General features: G+C 48.4%; 16 protein-coding genes. 9 read left to right on the top strand and 7 right to left on the bottom strand.

Annotated features, from left to right (window positions below; genetic code table 11):
• Positions 1–20: 20 nt before the first annotated feature.
• Positions 21–1,502: a proline--tRNA ligase gene (gene proS, locus G459_RS0101140; RefSeq protein ID WP_026965981.1), complete on the bottom strand. Its 1,482-nt coding sequence runs from the start codon at positions 1,500–1,502 to the stop codon at positions 21–23.
• 121 nt (positions 1,503–1,623) lie between these two features.
• On the opposite strand from proS, the gene G459_RS0101135 reads away from it, so the two are divergent.
• Together G459_RS0101135 and G459_RS0101130 are read left to right on the top strand one after the other, a co-directional pair.
• Positions 1,624–2,982: a hypothetical protein gene (locus G459_RS0101135; protein ID WP_026965980.1), complete on the top strand. Its 1,359-nt coding sequence runs from the start codon at positions 1,624–1,626 to the stop codon at positions 2,980–2,982.
• A gap of 78 nt (positions 2,983–3,060) precedes the next feature.
• Positions 3,061–4,575: an OmpP1/FadL family transporter gene (locus G459_RS0101130; protein ID WP_026965979.1), complete on the top strand. Its 1,515-nt coding sequence runs from the start codon at positions 3,061–3,063 to the stop codon at positions 4,573–4,575.
• On the opposite strand, the gene G459_RS0101125 is transcribed toward G459_RS0101130, so the two are convergent.
• The 3 genes from G459_RS0101125 to G459_RS0101115 are packed head-to-tail and all read right to left on the bottom strand — an operon-like array spanning position 4,565 to position 6,819.
• A complete protein-coding gene (locus G459_RS0101125; RefSeq protein WP_026965978.1) occupies positions 4,565–5,095 on the bottom strand; it encodes a shikimate kinase in 531 nt (176 codons plus the stop codon). The genes G459_RS0101130 and G459_RS0101125 overlap by 11 nt on opposite strands.
• Positions 5,092–6,189, bottom strand: a complete 1,098-nt coding sequence (locus G459_RS0101120) for a BT_3928 family protein (protein WP_026965977.1) — start codon at positions 6,187–6,189, stop codon at positions 5,092–5,094. The genes G459_RS0101125 and G459_RS0101120 overlap by 4 nt, the downstream gene beginning before the upstream one ends.
• A 51-nt stretch (positions 6,190–6,240) precedes the next feature.
• Positions 6,241–6,819 carry a DUF1599 domain-containing protein gene (locus G459_RS0101115; RefSeq protein ID WP_026965976.1) on the bottom strand — a complete coding sequence of 193 codons (579 nt, stop codon included), beginning with the start codon at positions 6,817–6,819 and terminating at the stop codon, positions 6,241–6,243.
• A gap of 122 nt (positions 6,820–6,941) precedes the next feature.
• On the opposite strand from G459_RS0101115, the gene folP reads away from it, so the two are divergent.
• Positions 6,942–7,718, top strand: a complete 777-nt coding sequence (gene folP / locus G459_RS0101110) for a dihydropteroate synthase (protein WP_342664313.1) — start codon at positions 6,942–6,944, stop codon at positions 7,716–7,718.
• Positions 7,715–8,590: a diadenylate cyclase CdaA gene (gene cdaA / locus G459_RS0101105; protein ID WP_026965974.1), complete on the top strand. Its 876-nt coding sequence runs from the start codon at positions 7,715–7,717 to the stop codon at positions 8,588–8,590. The genes folP and cdaA overlap by 4 nt, the downstream gene beginning before the upstream one ends.
• Positions 8,591–8,679: 89 nt before the next feature.
• Here the strand turns inward: cdaA and kbl are convergent, their stop codons facing one another.
• Positions 8,680–9,876: a glycine C-acetyltransferase gene (kbl, locus tag G459_RS0101100; RefSeq protein ID WP_026965973.1), complete on the bottom strand. Its 1,197-nt coding sequence runs from the start codon at positions 9,874–9,876 to the stop codon at positions 8,680–8,682.
• 152 nt (positions 9,877–10,028) lie between these two features.
• Here kbl and G459_RS0101095 point away from each other — a divergent pair, with 152 nt between their 5' ends.
• The 5 genes from G459_RS0101095 (at position 10,029) to G459_RS0101075 (ending at position 17,578) form a co-directional block, all read left to right on the top strand.
• Positions 10,029–10,985, top strand: a complete 957-nt coding sequence (locus G459_RS0101095; RefSeq protein ID WP_026965972.1) for an NAD-dependent epimerase/dehydratase family protein — start codon at positions 10,029–10,031, stop codon at positions 10,983–10,985.
• Positions 10,986–11,099: 114 nt separating this feature from the next.
• Positions 11,100–13,826, top strand: a complete 2,727-nt coding sequence (locus tag G459_RS0101090) for a DUF1553 domain-containing protein (RefSeq protein WP_026965971.1) — start codon at positions 11,100–11,102, stop codon at positions 13,824–13,826.
• On the top strand, positions 13,826–15,334 hold the full coding sequence (locus G459_RS0101085) for a DUF1501 domain-containing protein (RefSeq protein ID WP_026965970.1): 1,509 nt from the start codon (positions 13,826–13,828) through the stop codon (positions 15,332–15,334). The genes G459_RS0101090 and G459_RS0101085 overlap by 1 nt, the downstream gene beginning before the upstream one ends.
• 1 nt (position 15,335) lies before the next feature.
• A complete protein-coding gene (locus G459_RS0101080; RefSeq protein WP_026965969.1) occupies positions 15,336–16,202 on the top strand; it encodes a sugar phosphate isomerase/epimerase family protein in 867 nt (288 codons plus the stop codon).
• Entirely contained in the window at positions 16,202–17,578 is a 1,377-nt protein-coding gene (locus tag G459_RS0101075; RefSeq protein WP_026965968.1) for a c-type cytochrome domain-containing protein, read from the top strand. Before G459_RS0101080 ends, G459_RS0101075 begins: the two co-directional genes overlap by 1 nt.
• On the opposite strand, the gene G459_RS0101070 is transcribed toward G459_RS0101075, so the two are convergent.
• Complete coding sequence (locus G459_RS0101070) at positions 17,575–17,925, bottom strand: Spx/MgsR family RNA polymerase-binding regulatory protein (protein WP_035454829.1); 351 nt, start codon at positions 17,923–17,925, stop codon at positions 17,575–17,577. The two genes, G459_RS0101075 and G459_RS0101070, sit on opposite strands and share 4 nt — an antisense overlap.
• 85 nt (positions 17,926–18,010) lie before the next feature.
• Complete coding sequence (gene hemL / locus G459_RS0101065; protein ID WP_026965966.1) at positions 18,011–19,303, bottom strand: glutamate-1-semialdehyde 2,1-aminomutase; 1,293 nt, start codon at positions 19,301–19,303, stop codon at positions 18,011–18,013.
• Positions 19,304–19,306: the final 3 nt, after the last annotated feature.

Below are 19,306 nucleotides of genomic sequence, written 5' to 3'. Positions count from 1 at the left end.
GGAAAAATCCGGGTTTCATATTAGTATGCTTTTGCAAAATAAACTCGACCTGCAGACGGGCTTCCCGTATAGACACAGACACCGGATTCCTCTTTTCTATCCAGCGGAATGCAGCGGATCGTTGCCTTGGTGAGCTCCTTGATTTTCTCTTCGGTAGCTGACGTGCCATCCCAGTGCGCGGAGACGAAACCACCCTTATCTTCCAATAATTGCTTGAACTCATCCCAGCTATTCACTTCGGTGGTCACAGAAGCTCTGAAATCAAAGGCCTTTCTGTAGATACTGTCCTGAATCTCTTCGAGCAGTCCGGTGATTTTGTCAGCAATAGGCTGGGAAGCCAAGTCAAAGGTTTCTTTGGTCAGCGTATCTCTTCTGGCAAGTTCAATCGTACCGTTTTCAAGGTCTCTAGGACCTAAAGCGATTCGAAGCGGCACTCCTTTCAGCTCATATTCAGCAAATTTCCATCCTGGTTTTTGGGTATCACGGTCATCAAACTTCACAGAGACACCAACTTTTTTCAGTGCCGCCATGATTTCTTTTGCTTTCACAGAGATCGCTTCCAACTCCGCTTCACCTCTATAAATTGGCACGATCACCACTTGGATAGGCGCCAGCTTTGGAGGGAGAACCAAGCCATTGTCATCCGAGTGCGCCATGATCAGCGCCCCCATCAGTCGGGTACTGACGCCCCAAGAAGTCCCCCAAACGTATTCCAATCCACCTTCTTTGGTGGCAAATTTCACATCAAAAGCTTTCGCAAAGTTCTGCCCTAGAAAGTGGGAAGTACCTGCCTGAAGCGCCTTTCCATCCTGCATCATTGCTTCTATGCAAAAAGTTTCGTCTGCTCCGGCAAATCGTTCGTTTTCGGTTTTCCGACCTTTAACCACTGGCACAGCCATAAATTCCTCAGCAAACTGGGCATAGACGTTCATCATCTGGACGGTTTCGTCCATCGCCTCTTTTGCCGTGGCATGGGCCGTGTGACCTTCCTGCCAAAGAAACTCTGTCGTTCGGAGAAAAAGCCTCGTTCTCATCTCCCACCTGACCACGTTTGCCCACTGGTTGACCAGCAAAGGAAGATCACGGTAGGACTGAACCCAATTTTTATAGGTACTCCAAATCACCGTTTCAGAAGTTGGACGAACGATAAGTTCCTCCTCAAGCTTCGCCTCCGGATCCACGATCACGCCTGAACCGTCCTCGGCATTTTTCAGACGATAGTGGGTCACTACAGCACATTCTTTCGCAAACCCCTCGACGTGGCTAGCCTCTTTGCTCAAAAAAGATTTGGGGATAAAAAGCGGGAAATAAGCGTTGCTGTGACCTGTTTCTTTAAACATGATGTCAAGCTGTGCCTGCATTTTTTCCCAGATGGAATATCCATATGGCTTGATCACCATACATCCCCGCACTGCAGAATTTTCCGCCAGGTCAGCTCTTTTTACCAATTCATTGTACCACAGGGAATAATCTTCACTGCGCTTTGGAAGTCCTTTACTCATTTGGTTGGATAGAATATTAAAATGTCCTTAAATTTGCTTACTTAGGGCTGGCAAATATAATCCAAAAAGAATAACCTCTGGATTGTCAGCCCGTATAACAAAGCAACAATCAACTCCTTCTATGAAGAAATCACCCCTCATTATCGCTTCATTGCTCGTCGGATCAGTCGCAATATCTTCTTGCAGTTCCAATAAAATAGCTTCAAGCGGTGCTGACGACAATCTGTATTTCATGGCATCGGACGTAAAGATGGCCACTGAGTTTGCCGTGGCAAACAACAATCCGGAGTCTTTCAAAAACATCTCTCAAGAACCGGCTTTGGCCGAGGAGAATTTCAGCTCGAGAAATGTCAATCCAGAATACATCTCCAGATATCAGGCTACAGAAGATGCGACCACATCAGAAGATGGCGTAGTTTACTTTGACGAGTCTGCTGGAGACCAAACTGCAACCGGCAATGTAAATGCCTACGACAACTACACCAGCTCAGGTAACGAAAGCGGAAGTAACTCTCCAAATGTGAACTTTAACTTGGGGTTAGGATTTGGATATGGTGCCTATGGAATGGGAATGTCTCCTTACATGGGTTTCAACTACGGCATGGGCTTCATGCCCGGCTTGTCCATTGGCATCGGATTCGGCTTTGGATATCCGATGTATCCAAGCTATGGCTACCCGATGTACGGTTATCCAATGTATGGTTATGGATATCCTATGTACGGCTATCCAATGTATCCTGGATATGGGTACCCAATCTACGCTTCTAACCCGATTTACCCTGGCTACCCTTCTTATGTATTGCCAGGTGGAGAGTATGGGGACCGCAGAGTCGTGTATGGAGCCAGACCAACTAGGGGTTCTTCCCTCACCAATACTGGTGTCAGAGGCGCCGAAGCAGGTGTAATGCCAAACACGGCAAGAGCACAAGCAAGAAATAGTGCCAACGCTGTAAATTCCTCATCAAGAAGCTTGGTATCTTCTAATAACGCAAGAACGGCAAGCCGAGACTTCGGCAGCTCCCAAAACGACTACTATAATTCAAGCCGAAGCAGAGTGGCCACTACGAGAAACACTAACTCTGCAGCGGCAGATAGATCCGTGAGTACAAGATCGAGGAGTTCTATTCCATCTGCCAGACCTTCTATGACCAGCAGCCCGGGTAGTAGCTCCAGAAATTATACTGGCCCATCCAGAAGCGCAAATCCAAATTACAACACAAGAACCTCCAGCCCTTCTTACAACAGGAGCACGGTTCCTTCTTATAACAGAAGCTCTTCACCTTCTTACAACACCCGATCAACATCGCCTTCTTACGATAGATCGGTGACACCGAGCAGGTCAAATAATAACTCATCCACATTCAGCGCACCAAGCAGAACAAGTACTGGAGGAGGTAGCAGTTTTAGTGCTCCGAGCAGAAGCTCAGGAGGATCTTCCGGCGGAAGCGTCGGTGGATCCAGAGGAGGAAGGGGGAATTAATTTCCCCTTTTTTTTTGAAATAATTCTGCACAAAAATCTGTTTGCGCCGTTAATTCCTTACCATCAAACAATCATTTAATGAGGTTTCTGACAGTCTTTCTCACCCTCAGCTCGTTTACTATCCTAGGAGCTTTTGCCCAAAGCGGCTACTACGAAGATGCCTATCGATTCAGCCGCACCAACCCCTCAGGTTCAGCAAGAATAATTGGAATTGGAGGTACGCAGTATTCACTAGGCGGAGATGTGTCCAATATCGCCGGAAACCCGGCCGGTTTGGGCTTCTTCAGAAAGTCTGAAATAAGCCTGAGTCTCGGTTATTCGGATTGGAAAGTCGACACCAAATATCTAGACCAGTCCAGGACTTACAACACCACCAACTTCAGCGTACCAAACGCTAGCTACGTGATGGCAAGTCCCAAGGGAGATATGGAATCCAGCGCTTTCAAAGGGGGAGCTTTCGGACTTAGTTTTCAAAGACTAGCCAACTTCAACACAGAGTATGGCTACTATTCAGACGAATTGGGCGAAAGCTCCATTATTGACTTCTACCTGCAGGACGCCTTCGGAATTCCGGAAAGCCAAATTGAAAACTACGGCTTGACTGGCTTGGCCTATCAGACCTACCAGATCAACCCTGTTGCATTCGACGAGAATGGAAATCCAATAGAGAACCCCGATACCTATGACTCATTTGTTTTGGGGCTACCATTTCAGGATGAAAACATCACCCAGGAGGGAAGCGCCAATCAGATGACTTTTTCCTACGGGGCCAACTTCAATCACAAGATCTTTGTAGGTGGTGGGCTGGGGATCAGAAGTCTTAATTTCTCATCCTTCAAAACCTACAATGAGGAATTTATCGACGAACCGTTGGAAAGCTCAACTTTAAGAGAAAACCTCTATATCAACGGGATCGGCGTTAACCTCAATCTTGGATTGATCTACAAGCCCGTCGATTATCTGAACCTCGGCTTCGTGTTCCAATCGCCCACTTGGTATTCACTGAATGAGGAATATGAAGCTGCGATGACTGCTATATATGACGACTATCGGTTTGAACAAGAGGACATCACGCTTGGACAGCAGGATGCTATTTCCGATCTCGTCATCAGCAACTACGGTCTCAATACCCCACTTAAGATCGGTGGTGGCGCCACGTTCTTTGTCGGCAAAAACGGCTTCATCTCTGCAGATGTGGATTGGGTGGACTACAGCGCAGGAAGGATCAATTCTAACGATTTCAATGAGGGACCTGACAATGAGGTAATCAAGTCCATCTATTCAAGCACCATCAATTACCGAATCGGGGTTGAAGCCAGATTCAATGTCCTGAGACTAAGAGCTGGATATGGCTATTTTGGCGACCCTTATGCGGATTCCCCCGGATTCGACCAAAGCAGCCAGCAGTTCAGCGGGGGTATCGGCGCCAAGATAAACGCCTTCTCCATCGACTTGGCTGTAGTTAATCAACAGTATAGCGGCCTATACCGAAGCTATCAGGTGCTGGATGAAAATGGCTTTAACTATGGACCCGTCACCGAGATGAAAAACAGCATCACCTCAGGAGTTTTGACAGTCGGATTCAGCTTTTAAGCTGATTGATCAGCTCATACATCAATAGCTCAGCGGAGAAATCTTCACCGCTGAGCTTTATTTTTGCCTGACTGTAAAAAAAATCCCGCTGAGCAAGCAGGCTTTTGAGTTTTAATGTGATCTCTCCCTGGTCCAAACCCTGGAACATCGGCCGATTCTGAACCTTGGAAGCTCGCAATCTATCGGAGATAGAGTCCAAGGGCACATCGAGGTACACGGATATCGACGACTCGTTGATCAGATCCATGTTATCATTGAAGCAGGGCGCTCCTCCCCCAGTGGCCAGAATAAAAGAGGCTTCCCGCTGGAGAAGTTCGGCGAGCGTTTCCGTCTCCCACTCCCGAAACTTACCTTCTCCATGCTGGGAAAAAATCTCGGGAATCTTCATTTGGTATTTTTCCTCGATCTGATGATCCAGATCCAAGTATGGAAACTTCAACTCCAGCGACAGTTGGCGTCCAAAGGTGCTTTTTCCAGACCCCGGTAGACCTACCAAAACTACTTTCAGGTCTTTGCTCATAGAAAAAAGTCCAAGACATCTGTTGCCTCGGGAGTATTGTTGTGGTGATACTTTTCCATTACCACGCCATCTTTCAAGATCATGACTCCGGGATTCGCCCGCATGATCGTCTTAACGACCGTTGCATCAGCTTGCAGACCGATCACGCTCCAGTTCTGCTGAGATAAAAACGCATCAATCTCCTCCTGCGTAGCCGCAGCCATGAAGATCACATCCACCGGAGCGCCTTGTAGATCCTTGATCAAAGTGGTCAGTTTATCCAAGTTTGAATCAGCCATTTTGGACATATTGCTACTGAGAATGATAACCTTGTTGCCTGCGAAAAGAAACTCAGACTGGTCTCCTTCTGCGTTCCAGGCGGCAAAGTCAGAGATCTTCGGAAGGGCATCCGGGTTCTGTAATACCATCTCAACAAATTCATAGCTTTCGTCAGTCGGATACTGATCAAACTCAAAGGTCTCATCCCCTTTTTTCATGACATAAGTGTACTGAAGCTGGGCCGAGGGCTGCATATTTATTGGAATGTTTACGCCGTTTTTATAGGCTCGAAAATCAATGAAAGGCAGGTTTCTAATTGCCACAACGGCAATTCCCAGGGAGATTACCAAAGTCAAGACAGCCGAAATTCCAGCCCATCTGGGAGTTTCCTCCGGAAGGTCTTTTCTGAAAATGAACAAAACAGTAATCATGATCAGAAGGATAATATCCTTATAGAAAGACTCCCAAGGAGTCAGCTTGATCGCGTCGCCAAAGCATCCACAATCCGTTACCTTGTTGAAATAGGCTGAAAAAAACGTCAGGAAGGTGAAAAACAAGATCATCAGTCCCAGGGCCCAGACGGTCTGTCTCAACTTGACTCCCAAGATCAACATCACGCCCAAGACTACTTCCGCCACCACCAACACTACGCCGATGTAGAGCGCAAGAGGTTTGAGATAGATAAAGAATCCTGCAATATCATTGGAAAACACATCGAAATATTCCTCCAACTTGATCGCTGTACCCACCGGATCGTTGACCTTGATAAGTCCCGAGAAAATGAAAAGGCCTCCGACCAACAGTCTAAGGATCCAAAGTAAGGTTTGCTTGTTCATGAGTTTATTGCTTGTTTTTTAGAGACTGATAGAATCCGACGTGGTGAAAAATCATCCAGCCGAATGGCGTTCATTGTCATGCTCAATCTCATGATATCCCAGTTTGATCAGGCAGAAAACAGAATAGTTGATCATATCCTGATAGTTAGCTTCAATTCCTTCGGAGACGATCGTTTTGCCTTGATTGTCTTCAATTTGCTTTACCCGGAACAGCTTCATCAAGATAATGTCAGTCATCGAGCTCACCCGCATATCCCGCCATGCCTCACCGTAGTCGTGGTTTTTGTTTTCCAGCAGACCCCTCGTGGCATTTGACCATCTGTCATAGACAGGCTCCAGTTCCTGATAGGGAATCTCCATCCGGTCGTCGTCTTTCAAACTCAACTGAATCAGCGCAATGAGGCAGTAGTTGACGATACCGACAAATTCATCTACGATGGGGTCATCGACTTTTTGGCTGCCTTTCTCTTGAATCGACCGGATGCGCTGGGCTTTGATAAAAATCTGGTCAGTAATCGACGAAAGCCTCAAAATTCTCCAGGCTGTCCCATAATCCAAGGTCTTCTTTCGGAACAATTCTTTACATCGGGCAATTACTTGATTATATTCGTTGCTGGTTCCAGTCTTCAAAATAAGTTAGTTTAATGCTTCCCGGATCAAGTCCGTCTTCTTCGACCGAAGATAAATTATTTTCCCAAAAACATTCAATTCAAATCAAGGGAAGGCTTGTCAGCCTAGACAAACCCAAGATTATGGGGATAATAAATCTGACACCGGACTCATTTTTTGCAGGAAGTCGGATGAGTGGAGATGTCGACATGATTATTTCCGCTGCGCAAAAAATGATTCAGGATGGAGCAGACTTCCTAGACTTGGGCGGATACAGTACCAGGCCCGGCGCGTTGGATATTTCCATTCAGGAAGAGATGGACAGGGTGGTGCCAGCAGTCGAAGCAATACGGCGTGAGTTTCCCGACATCCTCATTTCTATTGACACATTCAGATCCGACATAGCTAGGGAATCCGTGGCTGCCGGTGCAGATCTGATCAATGACATCTCCTCCGGAAATCTGGATGAAGCAATGCTTCCTACAATTGCCTCGCTGGGTATTCCCTATATCGCGATGCATATGAGGGGAAATCCGAAAAATATGCAGTCACATGCCAATTATTCTGACATTTTAGCGGAAATACTGTATTATTTCTCGGAAAAAGTGGATCTTTTTAAAAAACTTGGCATCAAAGATGTAATTATCGATCCGGGGTTTGGATTTGCAAAGACGATTGAGCAGAATTTTTTCCTGCTGAAAAATCTGAGGCATTTTGAGTCCTTGGGATTGCCCATCTTGGTGGGGATTTCACGGAAGTCCATGATTCACAAAACCCTGAAAATCGATGCCTCTGAGGCACTCAACGGAACAACTGCATTAAATATGTTTTCGCTCATGCAAGGGGCGAACATCCTCAGAGTCCACGACGTTAAGGAAGCTAAAGAGACAATTAAACTATTTGAACAACTATACCCTTGAGCCTCCTTTTTAAAATAGGATTTTTGGACATCTCTATCGTCAACATGATAGACATAGCGCTTGTTGCTGCGCTGTTGTACCAAGTCTACAAACTGCTCAAGGGAAGTGTCGCGATCAAGATCTTCTTGGGTTTCCTGTCGCTGTACCTCATCTACCTGCTGGTGAGAGCACTTCGGATGGAGTTGCTTTCAGCTATCTTGGGGCAGTTTATGGGAGTCGGTGTGATCGCCGCGATCATCATCTTTGCGCCGGAAATCAGAAAATTCTTACTCATCGTCGGCCGTTCCTCTATCTTCTCTGACGGCAACGTCATCAAAGAGATTCTTTTCTTTTGGAGAAAGAAAGAAAACTCCAGCTTCAACATCAGCCCGATCATCGATGCATCGAAAAACCTCGCCGGAAGCAACACCGGCGCACTGATGGTCATCTCCAACAATACCGAACTGAAGTTCTATGCAGAAAGCGGAGACATCTTGGATGCCGAACTTTCGAAGCGTCTGTTGATCTCAATTTTCAACAAATACAGCCCACTCCATGACGGCGCGGTGATCATCTTCAATGGCCGTATCAAGGCCGCGCGCTGTATCTTACCAGTCACCGAGCGGGAAGTTCCTGCGCAATTCGGGCTACGTCACCGGGCTGGGATCGGAATGTCAGAAGCAACAGACGCGCTGATCCTGGTCGTATCGGAAGAGACAGGCCAGATCTCAATGATGAAAAACGGCAAGGTGCTTCACAACCTTTCCTTCCAAGAGATCAGAGAAATCATCAACGACTACCTCAACAACGAAGACTTGGATGATCGATTTGAGAATCTGTCTGAGTATGACATGACGACCAAGCGAAATCTGGCTACATCTGGCAGGACATAAAAAAAGAAGTTCTCCACTGACAAGTAAAGAAAAACCGGCAGGAAAATGATTCCTGCCGGTTTTTCTCATTTTAACACAAAGTCTTTTCCTTACTGAATCACTCCCAACTCTTTCCCCACCTCCACAAACGCGGCAATGGCCTGATCGAGCTGATGCCTTTCATGTCCTGCTGAGATTTGGATTCGAATTCTGGCTTGACCTTTTGGAACTACCGGATAGTAAAAACCGATCACATAGATTCCTTTTTCGAGGACTTTCTCAGCCATCTTCTGCGAAAGAACCGCATCGTACAGCATCAGCGGTACGATGGCGTGCTCGCCCGGCTTGATGTCGAAACCTGCTTCCGTCATCTTTGCACGGAAGTATTTGGTGTTTTCCTCAAGTTTATCTCTCAGCTCGGTCGTCTCAGAAAGCAGATCGAATACCGCAATCGACGCTCCGGTGATCGAAGGTGCCAGGGTGTTGGAAAACAAATAAGGTCTGGACCGCTGACGAAGCATCTCGACGATTTCCTTTCTACCAGAGGTGAATCCGCCAGAGGCTCCGCCCAAAGCTTTGCCCAGCGTACCTGTGATGACGTCGATCTTGCCCATCACGCCACAATGCTCGTGAACGCCTCTGCCCGTTTTGCCCATGAAGCCAGTCGAGTGACACTCGTCCGTCATGACCAAAGCTTCATACTTCTCAGCCAGCTCCACGATTTTGTCCAGCTGGGCGATCGTTCCGTCCATGGAGAAAACACCGTCGGTGACGATGATTTTTTGCTTGGCACCGGCAGCCGCTGCGTCCTGAAGCTGCTTTTCCAGATCGGCCATGTTGTTGTGCTCGTAGCGATATCGCATCGCTTTGCAAAGCCGAACTCCGTCGATGATCGACGCATGGTTCAGGGCATCTGAAATGATGGCATCTTCTGCTCCAAGCAAAGGCTCAAACACGCCGCCATTGGCATCAAAAGCGGCTGCATATAAGATCGTGTCCTCTGTTCCCAAAAACTCAGAGATCTTACGCTCCAATTCCTTATGGATGTCCTGCGTCCCGCAAATGAAGCGCACAGAGGACATTCCGAATCCATGGGTGTCGATTGCAGCCTTTGCCGCCTCAATCACTTTCGGATGAGAAGAAAGTCCCAAGTAATTATTTGCGCAAAAATTCAATACTTTTTGCCCGCCTGCAATGGTGATTTCAGCGGATTGGGGAGAGGTGATGATTCGTTCCCGTTTGAAAAGTCCCGCTTCCTCGATGGATTTTAGCTCTTCTTGCAATTTGGGTCTAAACTGGTCGTACATGGTCGAAAGATTAAAATTGAAATAGTTTTTCAGGATTTCCGCTGCTCAAAAACCTATGCGGAGAGGTGAATTTTAGTACTTTTGCGCAAGCAAACCCAAATATAAACAAAAACCCCTTAGGCGACTTGGGGGCTTTTTTGAAAGATCACGACATGGAAAAAATCCTCATCATTGGAGCCGCCGGACAGTTGGGCTCGGAACTCACCAGAGCACTTGCCGATCAGCATGGCGGAGAGCAAGTTATCGCCACGGACCTCAGAGATTCTGCAAGGCTAGAGTTCGACTACTGCAGATTTGAAGTCTTGGATGCGATGAACAAAGAAGCGCTCCGCGATCTGGTGAAAGAAGAAAACGTGACCCAGATTTATCATTTGGCGGCTGTGCTGTCCGCGACTGGGGAAAAAAACCCACTTTTTGCCTGGCACCTGAACATGGAAAGTTTGCTTTTGGTACTCGAACTCGCCAAAGACCTGAAGTTGGACAAAATCTACTGGCCTTCCTCCATCGCCGTCTTTGGACCCAATACCCCAAAAATCAACACGCCTCAGTTCTGTGTGAAAGAGCCAAGTACCGTCTATGGCATCAGCAAGCAGGCTGGTGAAAGATGGTGCGAGTACTATTTCGAAAAACACGGAGTCGATGTGCGAAGTCTCCGGTACCCAGGCTTGATCGGCTACAAGTCCCTTCCAGGAGGCGGTACCACGGACTATGCGGTAGATATCTATCACAAGGCCCTGGCGGAGGAAAAATTCACCTGCTTCCTCCGTGAAGACAGCTACCTCCCGATGATGTATATGCCGGACGCGATCAAAGCTACGCTGGATCTGATGAACGCGCCAAGAGAATCGGTCAAGATCCGCTCCAGCTACAACCTTTCGGGAATGAGTTTTTCTCCAAAAGAGATCTTCGAAAGCATCAAAAAGCATGTTCCGGGTTTTGAGATCGAATACAAACCGGACTTCCGGCAGCCCATCGCCGACTCTTGGCCAGACAGCATCGACGACAGCTGCGCAAGAACTGATTGGGGATGGAAACCCGACTATGACTTGGATGCAATGACTGCGGATATTCTGAAAAACCTACCGAACTTTTATCCTCCGAAAAAGTAATCCCACAAAAAGCCCGATTCACACCGGGCTTTTTTATTTTAGCTTATTCGTCAGGTGGAAATTTTCTATTCCTGGGGATTTGACTATTTTAGGGCCTTTGTCCCAAAAAAACCAATGAGTAAGTCTAAGCTGAGCATATTGATTACCCTGCTTTTCGGGGCCACTGTTCTGTACTTTTTTTGGAATCAGGAGGAGAAAGTCGACTTCAGCACGGAGATCAAGCCTATCCTCAACAAGCACTGCATTACCTGTCATGGCGGAGTGAAGCAAAGTGGCGGATTTAGCATCCTATTCGAAGAAGAAGCCTTTGCGGTGAATGAATCCGGTCTTCCAGCCATCGTTCCCGGCAGTCCCAATTCCAGCGAACTGATAAAGCGACTCACCCATTCCGATCCGGAATTGCGGATGCCATACGAGCGTGCGCCACTTTCCGAAGAGGAAATTGACCTCTTGAAAACATGGATCAAACAAGGTGCAAAATGGGGAAAGCACTGGGCCTATGAGCCCGTGAAAAAACCAAAAACTCCGGAGCTGGTACAAACAGCAGGAATTGGAACCGGCGGAAGTCCTTCGGGCCTTTCACCGATTGACCAGTTCGTCGGCGAAAAGCTGGAAGAAAACGGAATGTCGTTTTCGCCGGAGGAGCAGCCGCTTCGACTACTTCGGAGAGTCGCATTGGACTTAACAGGATTGCCTCCCTCAGGCAGCTTGGTGGCGGACTATTCCGAAGGAAAAATTACCTACGAGCAAGCCGTCGATCAGCTCTTGGAATCTGATACTTATGGTGAAAAATGGGCCACTTGGTGGCTAGATCTTGCCAGATATGCAGACACCAAAGGCTACGAAAGGGACGTGTCCCGCACCATGTGGCCCTATCGGGATTGGGTGATTCGGGCATTCAATGATGATAAACCTTTTGATGAATTTACAATCGAGCAGCTCGCCGGTGACCTGCTGCCGAATCCCACTCAGGATCAATTGACCGCCACGGCTTTCCACCGAAATACCATGAACAATGACGAAGGTGGAACCGAGGACGAGGAATTTCGAATCGCAGCGCTACTGGATCGGGTCAGCACCACTTACGAGGTCTTTCAAAGTACTACGATGGCCTGCGTGCAGTGTCACAGCCATACCTATGATCCGATCCGTCATGAGGAATTTTACCAATCGGCAGCTTTTTTCAACAATACCCGCGATGAAGACACGCATGATGAAGAGCCAAGACTTCGTTTTTACGAAGAAGAACAGCAGGGTCAGGTAGACGCCTTGCTCAGTTGGGTAAAGGATAACGAAGGCGAAAAGGCTGCAAAAACCCGGGCCGATTTCCTCAAATTCTACGAACCCAAGTATGCCGCGCATCTGGCGACTGACTTCAACAAGTCAGAACTGATCGATACGAAGTGGCTTGGACTCTGGTCCGGTGGCTCTGCTCTGTACAAAAACATTGACACTCAAGGCTCAGATCAGCTACTTTTGGACTATTGGACAGGATTGGATGGTACACAAATGACTATTCGCAAAGATGGTCCTGCAGGTGAGATTCTCGCTTCATTTGTGATGAATAAAACTCAAGGGGAAGTGGTTAAAGAGATTCCCTTTAAGCCCATTTCCGGAAAAGTCAATCTTTACATTGAGGCTAGAAATCCTTCCGCCGGTCCGCAGCAAAACACCTCAACGATTGTCTGGCTGGCCTTCGTCCCAAGCCTGAAAGGAAAAGAAAAGCCAGGCTTTGCGCAAGCTCAAAGCAACTGGGATAAACTTCTAAAATTCCGTGGGACGAAACTTCCTATTCTGATCGAAAATCCTCCCTACATGGCCCGAAAGACAAATGTATTTGAGCGGGGCAATTGGATGGTATTGGGTGCAGAAGTCAGTCCTAAGACACCGGCTGAATTTGGAGGTTGGCGAGCCGAATGGCCGGCCAACCGTCTCGGTTTTTCGTATTGGCTGACCTCGCCGGAAAATCCACTTACCTCAAGAACCCTCGTTAATCGCATTTGGGATCAGTTGTTTGGCAGAGGGATCGTCGCAACGCTGGAGGACATGGGCAGCCAGTCCGAGCCGCCAACCCATCCTGAGCTGTTGGACTACCTCGCATGGGAGACGATGAACGGTCATGACTGGAGCATGAAATCTCTCATCCGGGAGATCGTCACATCTGCGACTTACAAGCAGTCTTCGATCGTGTCGGCGGCAGCTTTTCAGCAAGACCCGGACAATCGCTGGTACGCCAGAGGACCGAAATTCCGCCTTTCTGCCGAGCAGATCCGTGATCAGGCCTTGACTGCGAGCGGACTGCTCAGTCACAAGATGTACGGACCAAGCGTGAAACCTGCGCAGCCGGAAGGGATCTGGCAAACCGTGTACAACGGGGAATCTTGGACCGAAAGCAAAGGCGAGGACAAGTATCGTCGAGGTATCTACACGTTCCTAAAGCGCACCAGCCCCTACCCTTCTTTCATCACCTTCGATGCAGCAAGCCGGGAAGTTTGCCTTGGGAAGCGGCTCGTCACTAATACGCCACTTCAGGCCTTGGCGACGCTCAATGATCCAGTCTACCTGGAGGCTGCCAAAAAACTTGGCGAAAGTTCCTGGGATAAAAGTGCGGGAAATCCGGATAAAGCCATTTCGCTGACCTACGAGCGTTTGGTTTTCTATCCGATTTCCGAAAGCAAAAAGAAAACGCTGTTGGAGCTCTATGCTTCTGCGAAAACTGAATTTTCGCGTGACTCTGCTGCCTTGCACGAGTTCTATCCCGGAGCAAAACCCGATGTCGCAGCCATGGGCGTGGTCGCTAATGCAATGATGAATCTGGATGAGTTCCTAACCAAGCCGTAATGAAAAATCTGGAAAAACTATTTGCCGAACTGTCGGTACAAAAGCTGCAAAATCAAACCCGCAGACATTTCCTGATGGATTGCGTAAGCAAAGTCGGGGGCTTGGCGTTGGCACCGCTGCTTTTCGGCTGTGAACCCGGAACCTCTGCAAAAGCTCCAACAGGACTCAACCTCAGCGAACGGGACCTGAATCCATTGGCTCCTTTGGCCCCGCCCTTTATGGGCAAAGCCAAATCGATCATCTACCTCCACATGGCCGGAGCACCTTCGCAGCTGGAACTTTTTGATTTCAAGCCTGAGTTGGCCAAACTTCACGATCAGGATTGCCCCGAAAGTTTACTGGAGGGAAGGAAGTTTGCCTTTATCCGAGGCGTCCCCAAGATGCTCGGCCCTCAGGCCAAGTTTAGCCAACATGGAGAGTCCGGCGCCTGGGTATCTGACTATTTGCCTCACTTCTCAAAAGTCGCCGATGAAGTCGCCTTCCTCAAAGCCATGCACACTGACCAGTTCAATCACGGACCCGCTCAGCTTTTCATGCAGACTGGTTCGCCCCGATTGGGCAGACCAAGCTTGGGCAGTTGGGTGACTTACGGATTGGGAACTGAAAACCAGAATCTTCCCGGATTTGTAGTCTTGACTTCCGGCGGAAAAACTCCCGATGCGGGTAAAAGCGTCTGGGGATCTGGCTTTTTACCCTCAGTCTATCAGGGCGTCCAATGCCGATCCAAAGGCGATCCTGTCTTGTATCTCGAAGACCCGAGCGGGATGTCCCGCGACATGAAGAAAAACGTCATCTCCGCCATCAATCAAGTAAACAAGGAAGATTTCGAAGCTTTTGGAGATCCTGAAATCCTCGCCCGGATCAATCAATACGAGATGGCATACCGCATGCAGATCGAAGTGCCGGAAGTCATGAACATCAACGATGAACCCGAGCACATCCACGAGCTCTACGGCACCAAGCCCGGCGAGGAGTCCTTTGCGAACAACTGTCTTTTGGCGAGAAAACTCGTTGAAAAGGGCGTACGGGTGGTACAACTCTACGATTGGGGTTGGGATACCCATGGCACCGATCACGACGGATCCATTGACATGGGGCTGAGAAACAAATGCAGGGAAATCGACCGACCCATGTCCGCACTTTTGCTCGATTTGAAGCAGCGGGGACTTCTGGAAGAGACACTGGTCGTCTGGGGTGGAGAGTTTGGAAGGACGCCGATGCAGGAAAACCGCGAGGGCAAAGTGCAGGGCTTCAAAGGCCGCGACCACCATGTGGATGCCTTCACGATGTGGGTAGCCGGTGGCGGTATCAAGAAGGGAGCGAGCTACGGCATCACTGATGATTTTGGCTTTTCCGGCGTGGATGAGCGGACTTCCGTGCACGACCTCCACGCGACTCTTCTGCACTTGATGGGTTTTGATCACGAAAAATTCACGTACGACTTTCAAGGACGGCCGTTCCGGCTGACGGATGTAGAAGGTGAACTGATCCGGAAAATTTTAGCCTAGTATGCAGTCAAAAAACCTATTCCTTTTCGCACTCCTCATTTGGTTTTCTGGGGAGCTTTTTGCCCAAAAGAAAGTTCTGTTTTTCCAGACGGATTGGGGAAATCAACTTCCGATCGAGGAATTTTTGGCCAAAGCCAAGGCAGACGGATACGACGGTATCGAGGTCTGGATGCCGGGAGATCAGGAGGCCAAGGATAGACTCAAGGCCGGTCTCGAAAAGTATGACTTGAAGGTGATCTTCCTTCACGGTACCAACAAAGGACTACCGTTTTCTGAATCTTTAAAAGCCTACGAATCCGGTTTGGAGGAAATTCTTGTCTGGAATCCGGTCAAGGTCAACAGCCATACAGGCAGTGATTTTTGGACCATTGAGCAGAATCTAGCCTTCCTGAAAACCGGTGAAAAAATCGCCAAAAAAGTCGGAATCCCCCTTCTTCACGAAACACACCGAGCCAGGTTTTCCTATTCGCTTCCCGCGGCCCTGGCTATGCTGGATCGATTTAAAGAATTGAAATACACGCTGGACGTGAGTCATTGGATGGTCGTGCATGAGCGTCTGATTTCGAAGACTGATCCTTTTCTCCAAAAAATCCTCCCAACGGTAGAACATATCCATGCCCGTGTGGGCTTTGCCGAAGGCCCACAAGTCAACAATCCAGCCGCACCCGAATGGACTCAGGCGGTAAATATCCACTTGGATATCTGGGAAGAAATCATCCGCAATTCGCCCGACGACGTCTTCACTGTCACCACGGAATTTGGCCCTCCACCCTATCTACCCACCGTCCCATTCACCAACGAGCCGATCGCTGATCAATGGGCGGCCAATGTCTGGATTATGAATGCCTTAAAAGAGCGACTAAACTGATGGATTTTATAGTACCTCTCTTTGGGAGATTTCACCCGATTCTTGTTCACCTGCCGATTGGTTTCTTGTTATTTGGAGTCTTGATGGTCTTCCTGTCCAAGGAAAAAGACAGCGGCCATTCGCAGTCCATTCAGCTCGCATTTTTCGTGGGAAGTGTCTCGGCTGTTCTGGCCTCCATTTCCGGATTTTTGCAGTACCACTATGAGGGTTTCTCCTGGGAAACGGTACAATTTCATCTCGCGCTGGGGGCTCTGACTACCGTCACCGGGTTCTATTTGACCTGGGATTTTAGAAAGACCGTCAATTGGACGAGCTTCAGATGGAAGTCATTTTCGCTGCTGGTATTGCTTCTTTTCACCGGTCACCTGGGAGGAAATATTACACATGGTGAGGAGTACTTGACGGAACTCCTGCCCGACGGACTTCGAAGATTATTAGGGGACTCGACAGACGCAGAGCAAGGTCTCACGCTGCCTGAATCTGGATGGGAAGATCTGAAATACTACGAAAACGTCGTTCAGCCGATCCTAAACTCTAACTGCAAAAGCTGCCATAATCCGAGAAACAAAAAAGGAGAGCTCGATCTGAGCACCCTAGAAGGCCTGAAAAAAGGGGGAGAAAACGGTGTCGTTTTCCACGCAAATGATGCGGAAAAAAGTGAATTGTTTTCCCGTCTGGTATTGCCATCGGATGATGATGATCACATGCCTCCCAAAGAAAAACGGCAGCCCCAAAAAGAGGAAATCGAGCTGATTAAACTTTGGTTGGAAACAGGGGCATCCTTTGAAGGGACATTGGGCGAAGCGAGACCAGCTGTAAAACTTCTGGATCCGTTTTTTGAAAGGTTGGAAGTTCCCTTCTATCCTCAAACCGAACTTGCGGAAGTGTCAGCTGACTCAATCGCTGCTCTGAAGAAGATGGGCTTTTTCGTAGAACCGGTTCATCTGGGATCTGCGTTGCTGAAGGTTTCTTGTCTCAATTTTCCGGATTTTGAAGATGCCGACCTCAGCAAACTTTCCTCGCTTGGTGGCAACCTTGCCTACCTTGATCTCAATGACACACAGATTTCAGGAGAAATCCTTTCACAAATCACGGCCTTCCCCAACCTGACCGTTCTCAAGCTAAACAGCACTTTGATCGAAGGAAAAGACCTTGCCACTCTCCAGCAAAGCCCGAACCTGAAGCATCTCTACCTGAACGGAACCCAGATCAATCCAGAGGATTTGGCGGCATTGGAATCACTGCCTGCATTGGAAAAAGTCTATGCTTACGACACGCCACTTTCGGGCAATCCAGCTGTGAAAAAATTCAGGTTTTCACTCGAAACCGGAGGATATTCCCTTCCGCCGATTCCGAGTGACACTATTGTCTATTAGAGCTTCTCGCTGATCTTATCTGGCACAAATCCCAACGTCAAACTCCCGTCAGGGTAAGTGATCAGCGGGCGCTTGATCATGCTCGGGTTTTCGATCAAAACGGGAATAGCGGTCTCGTTCTTTTCCAGAGCCAGTTTCTGAGAATCGTCCATCTTGCGGTAGGTCGTGCCTTTCTTGTTGACCAAAAACTCCAAGGTTGTTTTTGCGAGAAAACCCTCCAAAAGCTCAGGAGTCAACTCTTTCTTTTTATAATCTTCGAAATCAAATCTGACTCCTTTTTCCTCCAAAAAACCGAAGGTCTTTTTCATGGTGTCACAACTCTTGATTCCGTATACTTTGATGGACATTTTACTGTTGTTTTTAATAAAATCAACTAACTGGATGGTGAAAGCTCGTTCTAAAAAAACGAACATCTCGGGCAACCCTTTTTCCTCAATTCAAGATCTCCTTCATACTCTCCTCGTGCGCAAGAAGAATCTTCCCGATCAGCTCATCGGTCAGAGCAGTAGACAGGAATAAGGTCTCATACTGAGAAGGTGCCAAGTACACTCCCCGATGCAGCATTGCTTGGAAATACTTGCCAAACAAGTTCGTGTCCGACGTCTTTGCCGACTCAAAGTCTACCACGTCTTCGCTGGTGAAAAATAGCGAATACATACTTCCAATCTGATTGATAGTGAAGTCAAGCCCTAGCTTTTCATTGATCGAAGCGATGCCGCTTGCGATTTGGATTCCTATCTCTGACAGTCTGCTATAGACGTCAGGATGAGTATTCAGGTACTTCAGCATGGTCAGACCTGCTGCCATCGCAATTGGATTTCCGGACAGCGTCCCTGCCTGATACACCGGGCCTGCTGGAGACACAAACTCCATGATCTCCTTTTTGCCTCCGTAAGCTCCCACCGGCATACCTCCGCCGATGATTTTACCCAGAGTTGTCATATCGGGAATCACTCCAAAAAGCTCCTGAGCGCCGCCTCTTGCCAAACGGAATCCGGTCATGACTTCGTCAAATATCAGAACAATTCCCTCGCGGGTACAGATATCTCTCAGTCCCTGTAGGTAGCCAGGATTGGGTAGGCAGAGCCCCATGTTTCCCGGCACAGGCTCCAGGATCAATGCGGCAATTTTCCCATCATTTGCTGCTACAAGATTTTCGATGGCATCTAGGTCGTTGTAGGGCGCCAAAAGCGTGTCTTTTGCGGTGCCTTCCGTCACTCCCGGCGAATCAGGATGTCCCATGGTGATCGCTCCCGATCCCGCAGCAATCAGGAAGGAATCCCCATGTCCATGGTAATGACCTTCCATCTTGATGAATTTGTCACGACCGGTGTAGCCACGGGCGACACGAATCGCAGACATCGTAGCTTCGGTGCCGGAGTTGACCATACGGACTTTCTCCACGGAAGGCACCATACTGACGATCAGCTCAGCGATTTCAACTTCCCGGCCAGTTGGTGCTCCAAAAGAAGTTCCGTTTTCCATTGCTTCGAGTACCGCCTCTCGGATCATTGGATGATTGTGTCCCAAGATCATCGGCCCCCAGCTGTTGATCAGCTCGATGAACGAGTTGCCGTCTTCATCGTGGAGAAAAGCTCCATCTGCTTTTTTGATGAAAATCGGTTCTCCGCCTACGGCACGAAAGGCGCGGACCGGCGAATTTACGCCACCGGGGATGAAGTTTTTCGCATGGGCAAAAAGCCGCTTGCTTTCAGAAATCTGCATGAG

This window comes from Algoriphagus terrigena DSM 22685, from assembly GCF_000429445.1.
Classification (GTDB): domain Bacteria; phylum Bacteroidota; class Bacteroidia; order Cytophagales; family Cyclobacteriaceae; genus Algoriphagus; species Algoriphagus terrigena.
Note: the sequence above shows the minus strand (reverse complement) of the source record. Positions and strands in the feature narration are given on the sequence as shown.

Coding starts and splice junctions, on each gene's coding strand:
- proS (WP_026965981.1), bottom strand. CDS start 1,502: ATGAGTAAAGGACTTCCAAAGCGCAGTGAAGATTATTCCCTGTGGTAC.
- G459_RS0101135 (WP_026965980.1), top strand. CDS start 1,624: ATGAAGAAATCACCCCTCATTATCGCTTCATTGCTCGTCGGATCAGTC.
- G459_RS0101130 (WP_026965979.1), top strand. CDS start 3,061: ATGAGGTTTCTGACAGTCTTTCTCACCCTCAGCTCGTTTACTATCCTA.
- G459_RS0101125 (WP_026965978.1), bottom strand. CDS start 5,095: ATGAGCAAAGACCTGAAAGTAGTTTTGGTAGGTCTACCGGGGTCTGGA.
- G459_RS0101120 (WP_026965977.1), bottom strand. CDS start 6,189: ATGAACAAGCAAACCTTACTTTGGATCCTTAGACTGTTGGTCGGAGGC.
- folP (WP_342664313.1), top strand. CDS start 6,942: ATGGGGATAATAAATCTGACACCGGACTCATTTTTTGCAGGAAGTCGG.
- kbl (WP_026965973.1), bottom strand. CDS start 9,876: ATGTACGACCAGTTTAGACCCAAATTGCAAGAAGAGCTAAAATCCATC.
- G459_RS0101095 (WP_026965972.1), top strand. CDS start 10,029: ATGGAAAAAATCCTCATCATTGGAGCCGCCGGACAGTTGGGCTCGGAA.
- G459_RS0101090 (WP_026965971.1), top strand. CDS start 11,100: ATGAGTAAGTCTAAGCTGAGCATATTGATTACCCTGCTTTTCGGGGCC.
- G459_RS0101085 (WP_026965970.1), top strand. CDS start 13,826: ATGAAAAATCTGGAAAAACTATTTGCCGAACTGTCGGTACAAAAGCTG.
- G459_RS0101080 (WP_026965969.1), top strand. CDS start 15,336: ATGCAGTCAAAAAACCTATTCCTTTTCGCACTCCTCATTTGGTTTTCT.
- G459_RS0101075 (WP_026965968.1), top strand. CDS start 16,202: ATGGATTTTATAGTACCTCTCTTTGGGAGATTTCACCCGATTCTTGTT.
- G459_RS0101070 (WP_035454829.1), bottom strand. CDS start 17,925: ATGTCCATCAAAGTATACGGAATCAAGAGTTGTGACACCATGAAAAAG.
- hemL (WP_026965966.1), bottom strand. CDS start 19,303: ATGCAGATTTCTGAAAGCAAGCGGCTTTTTGCCCATGCGAAAAACTTC.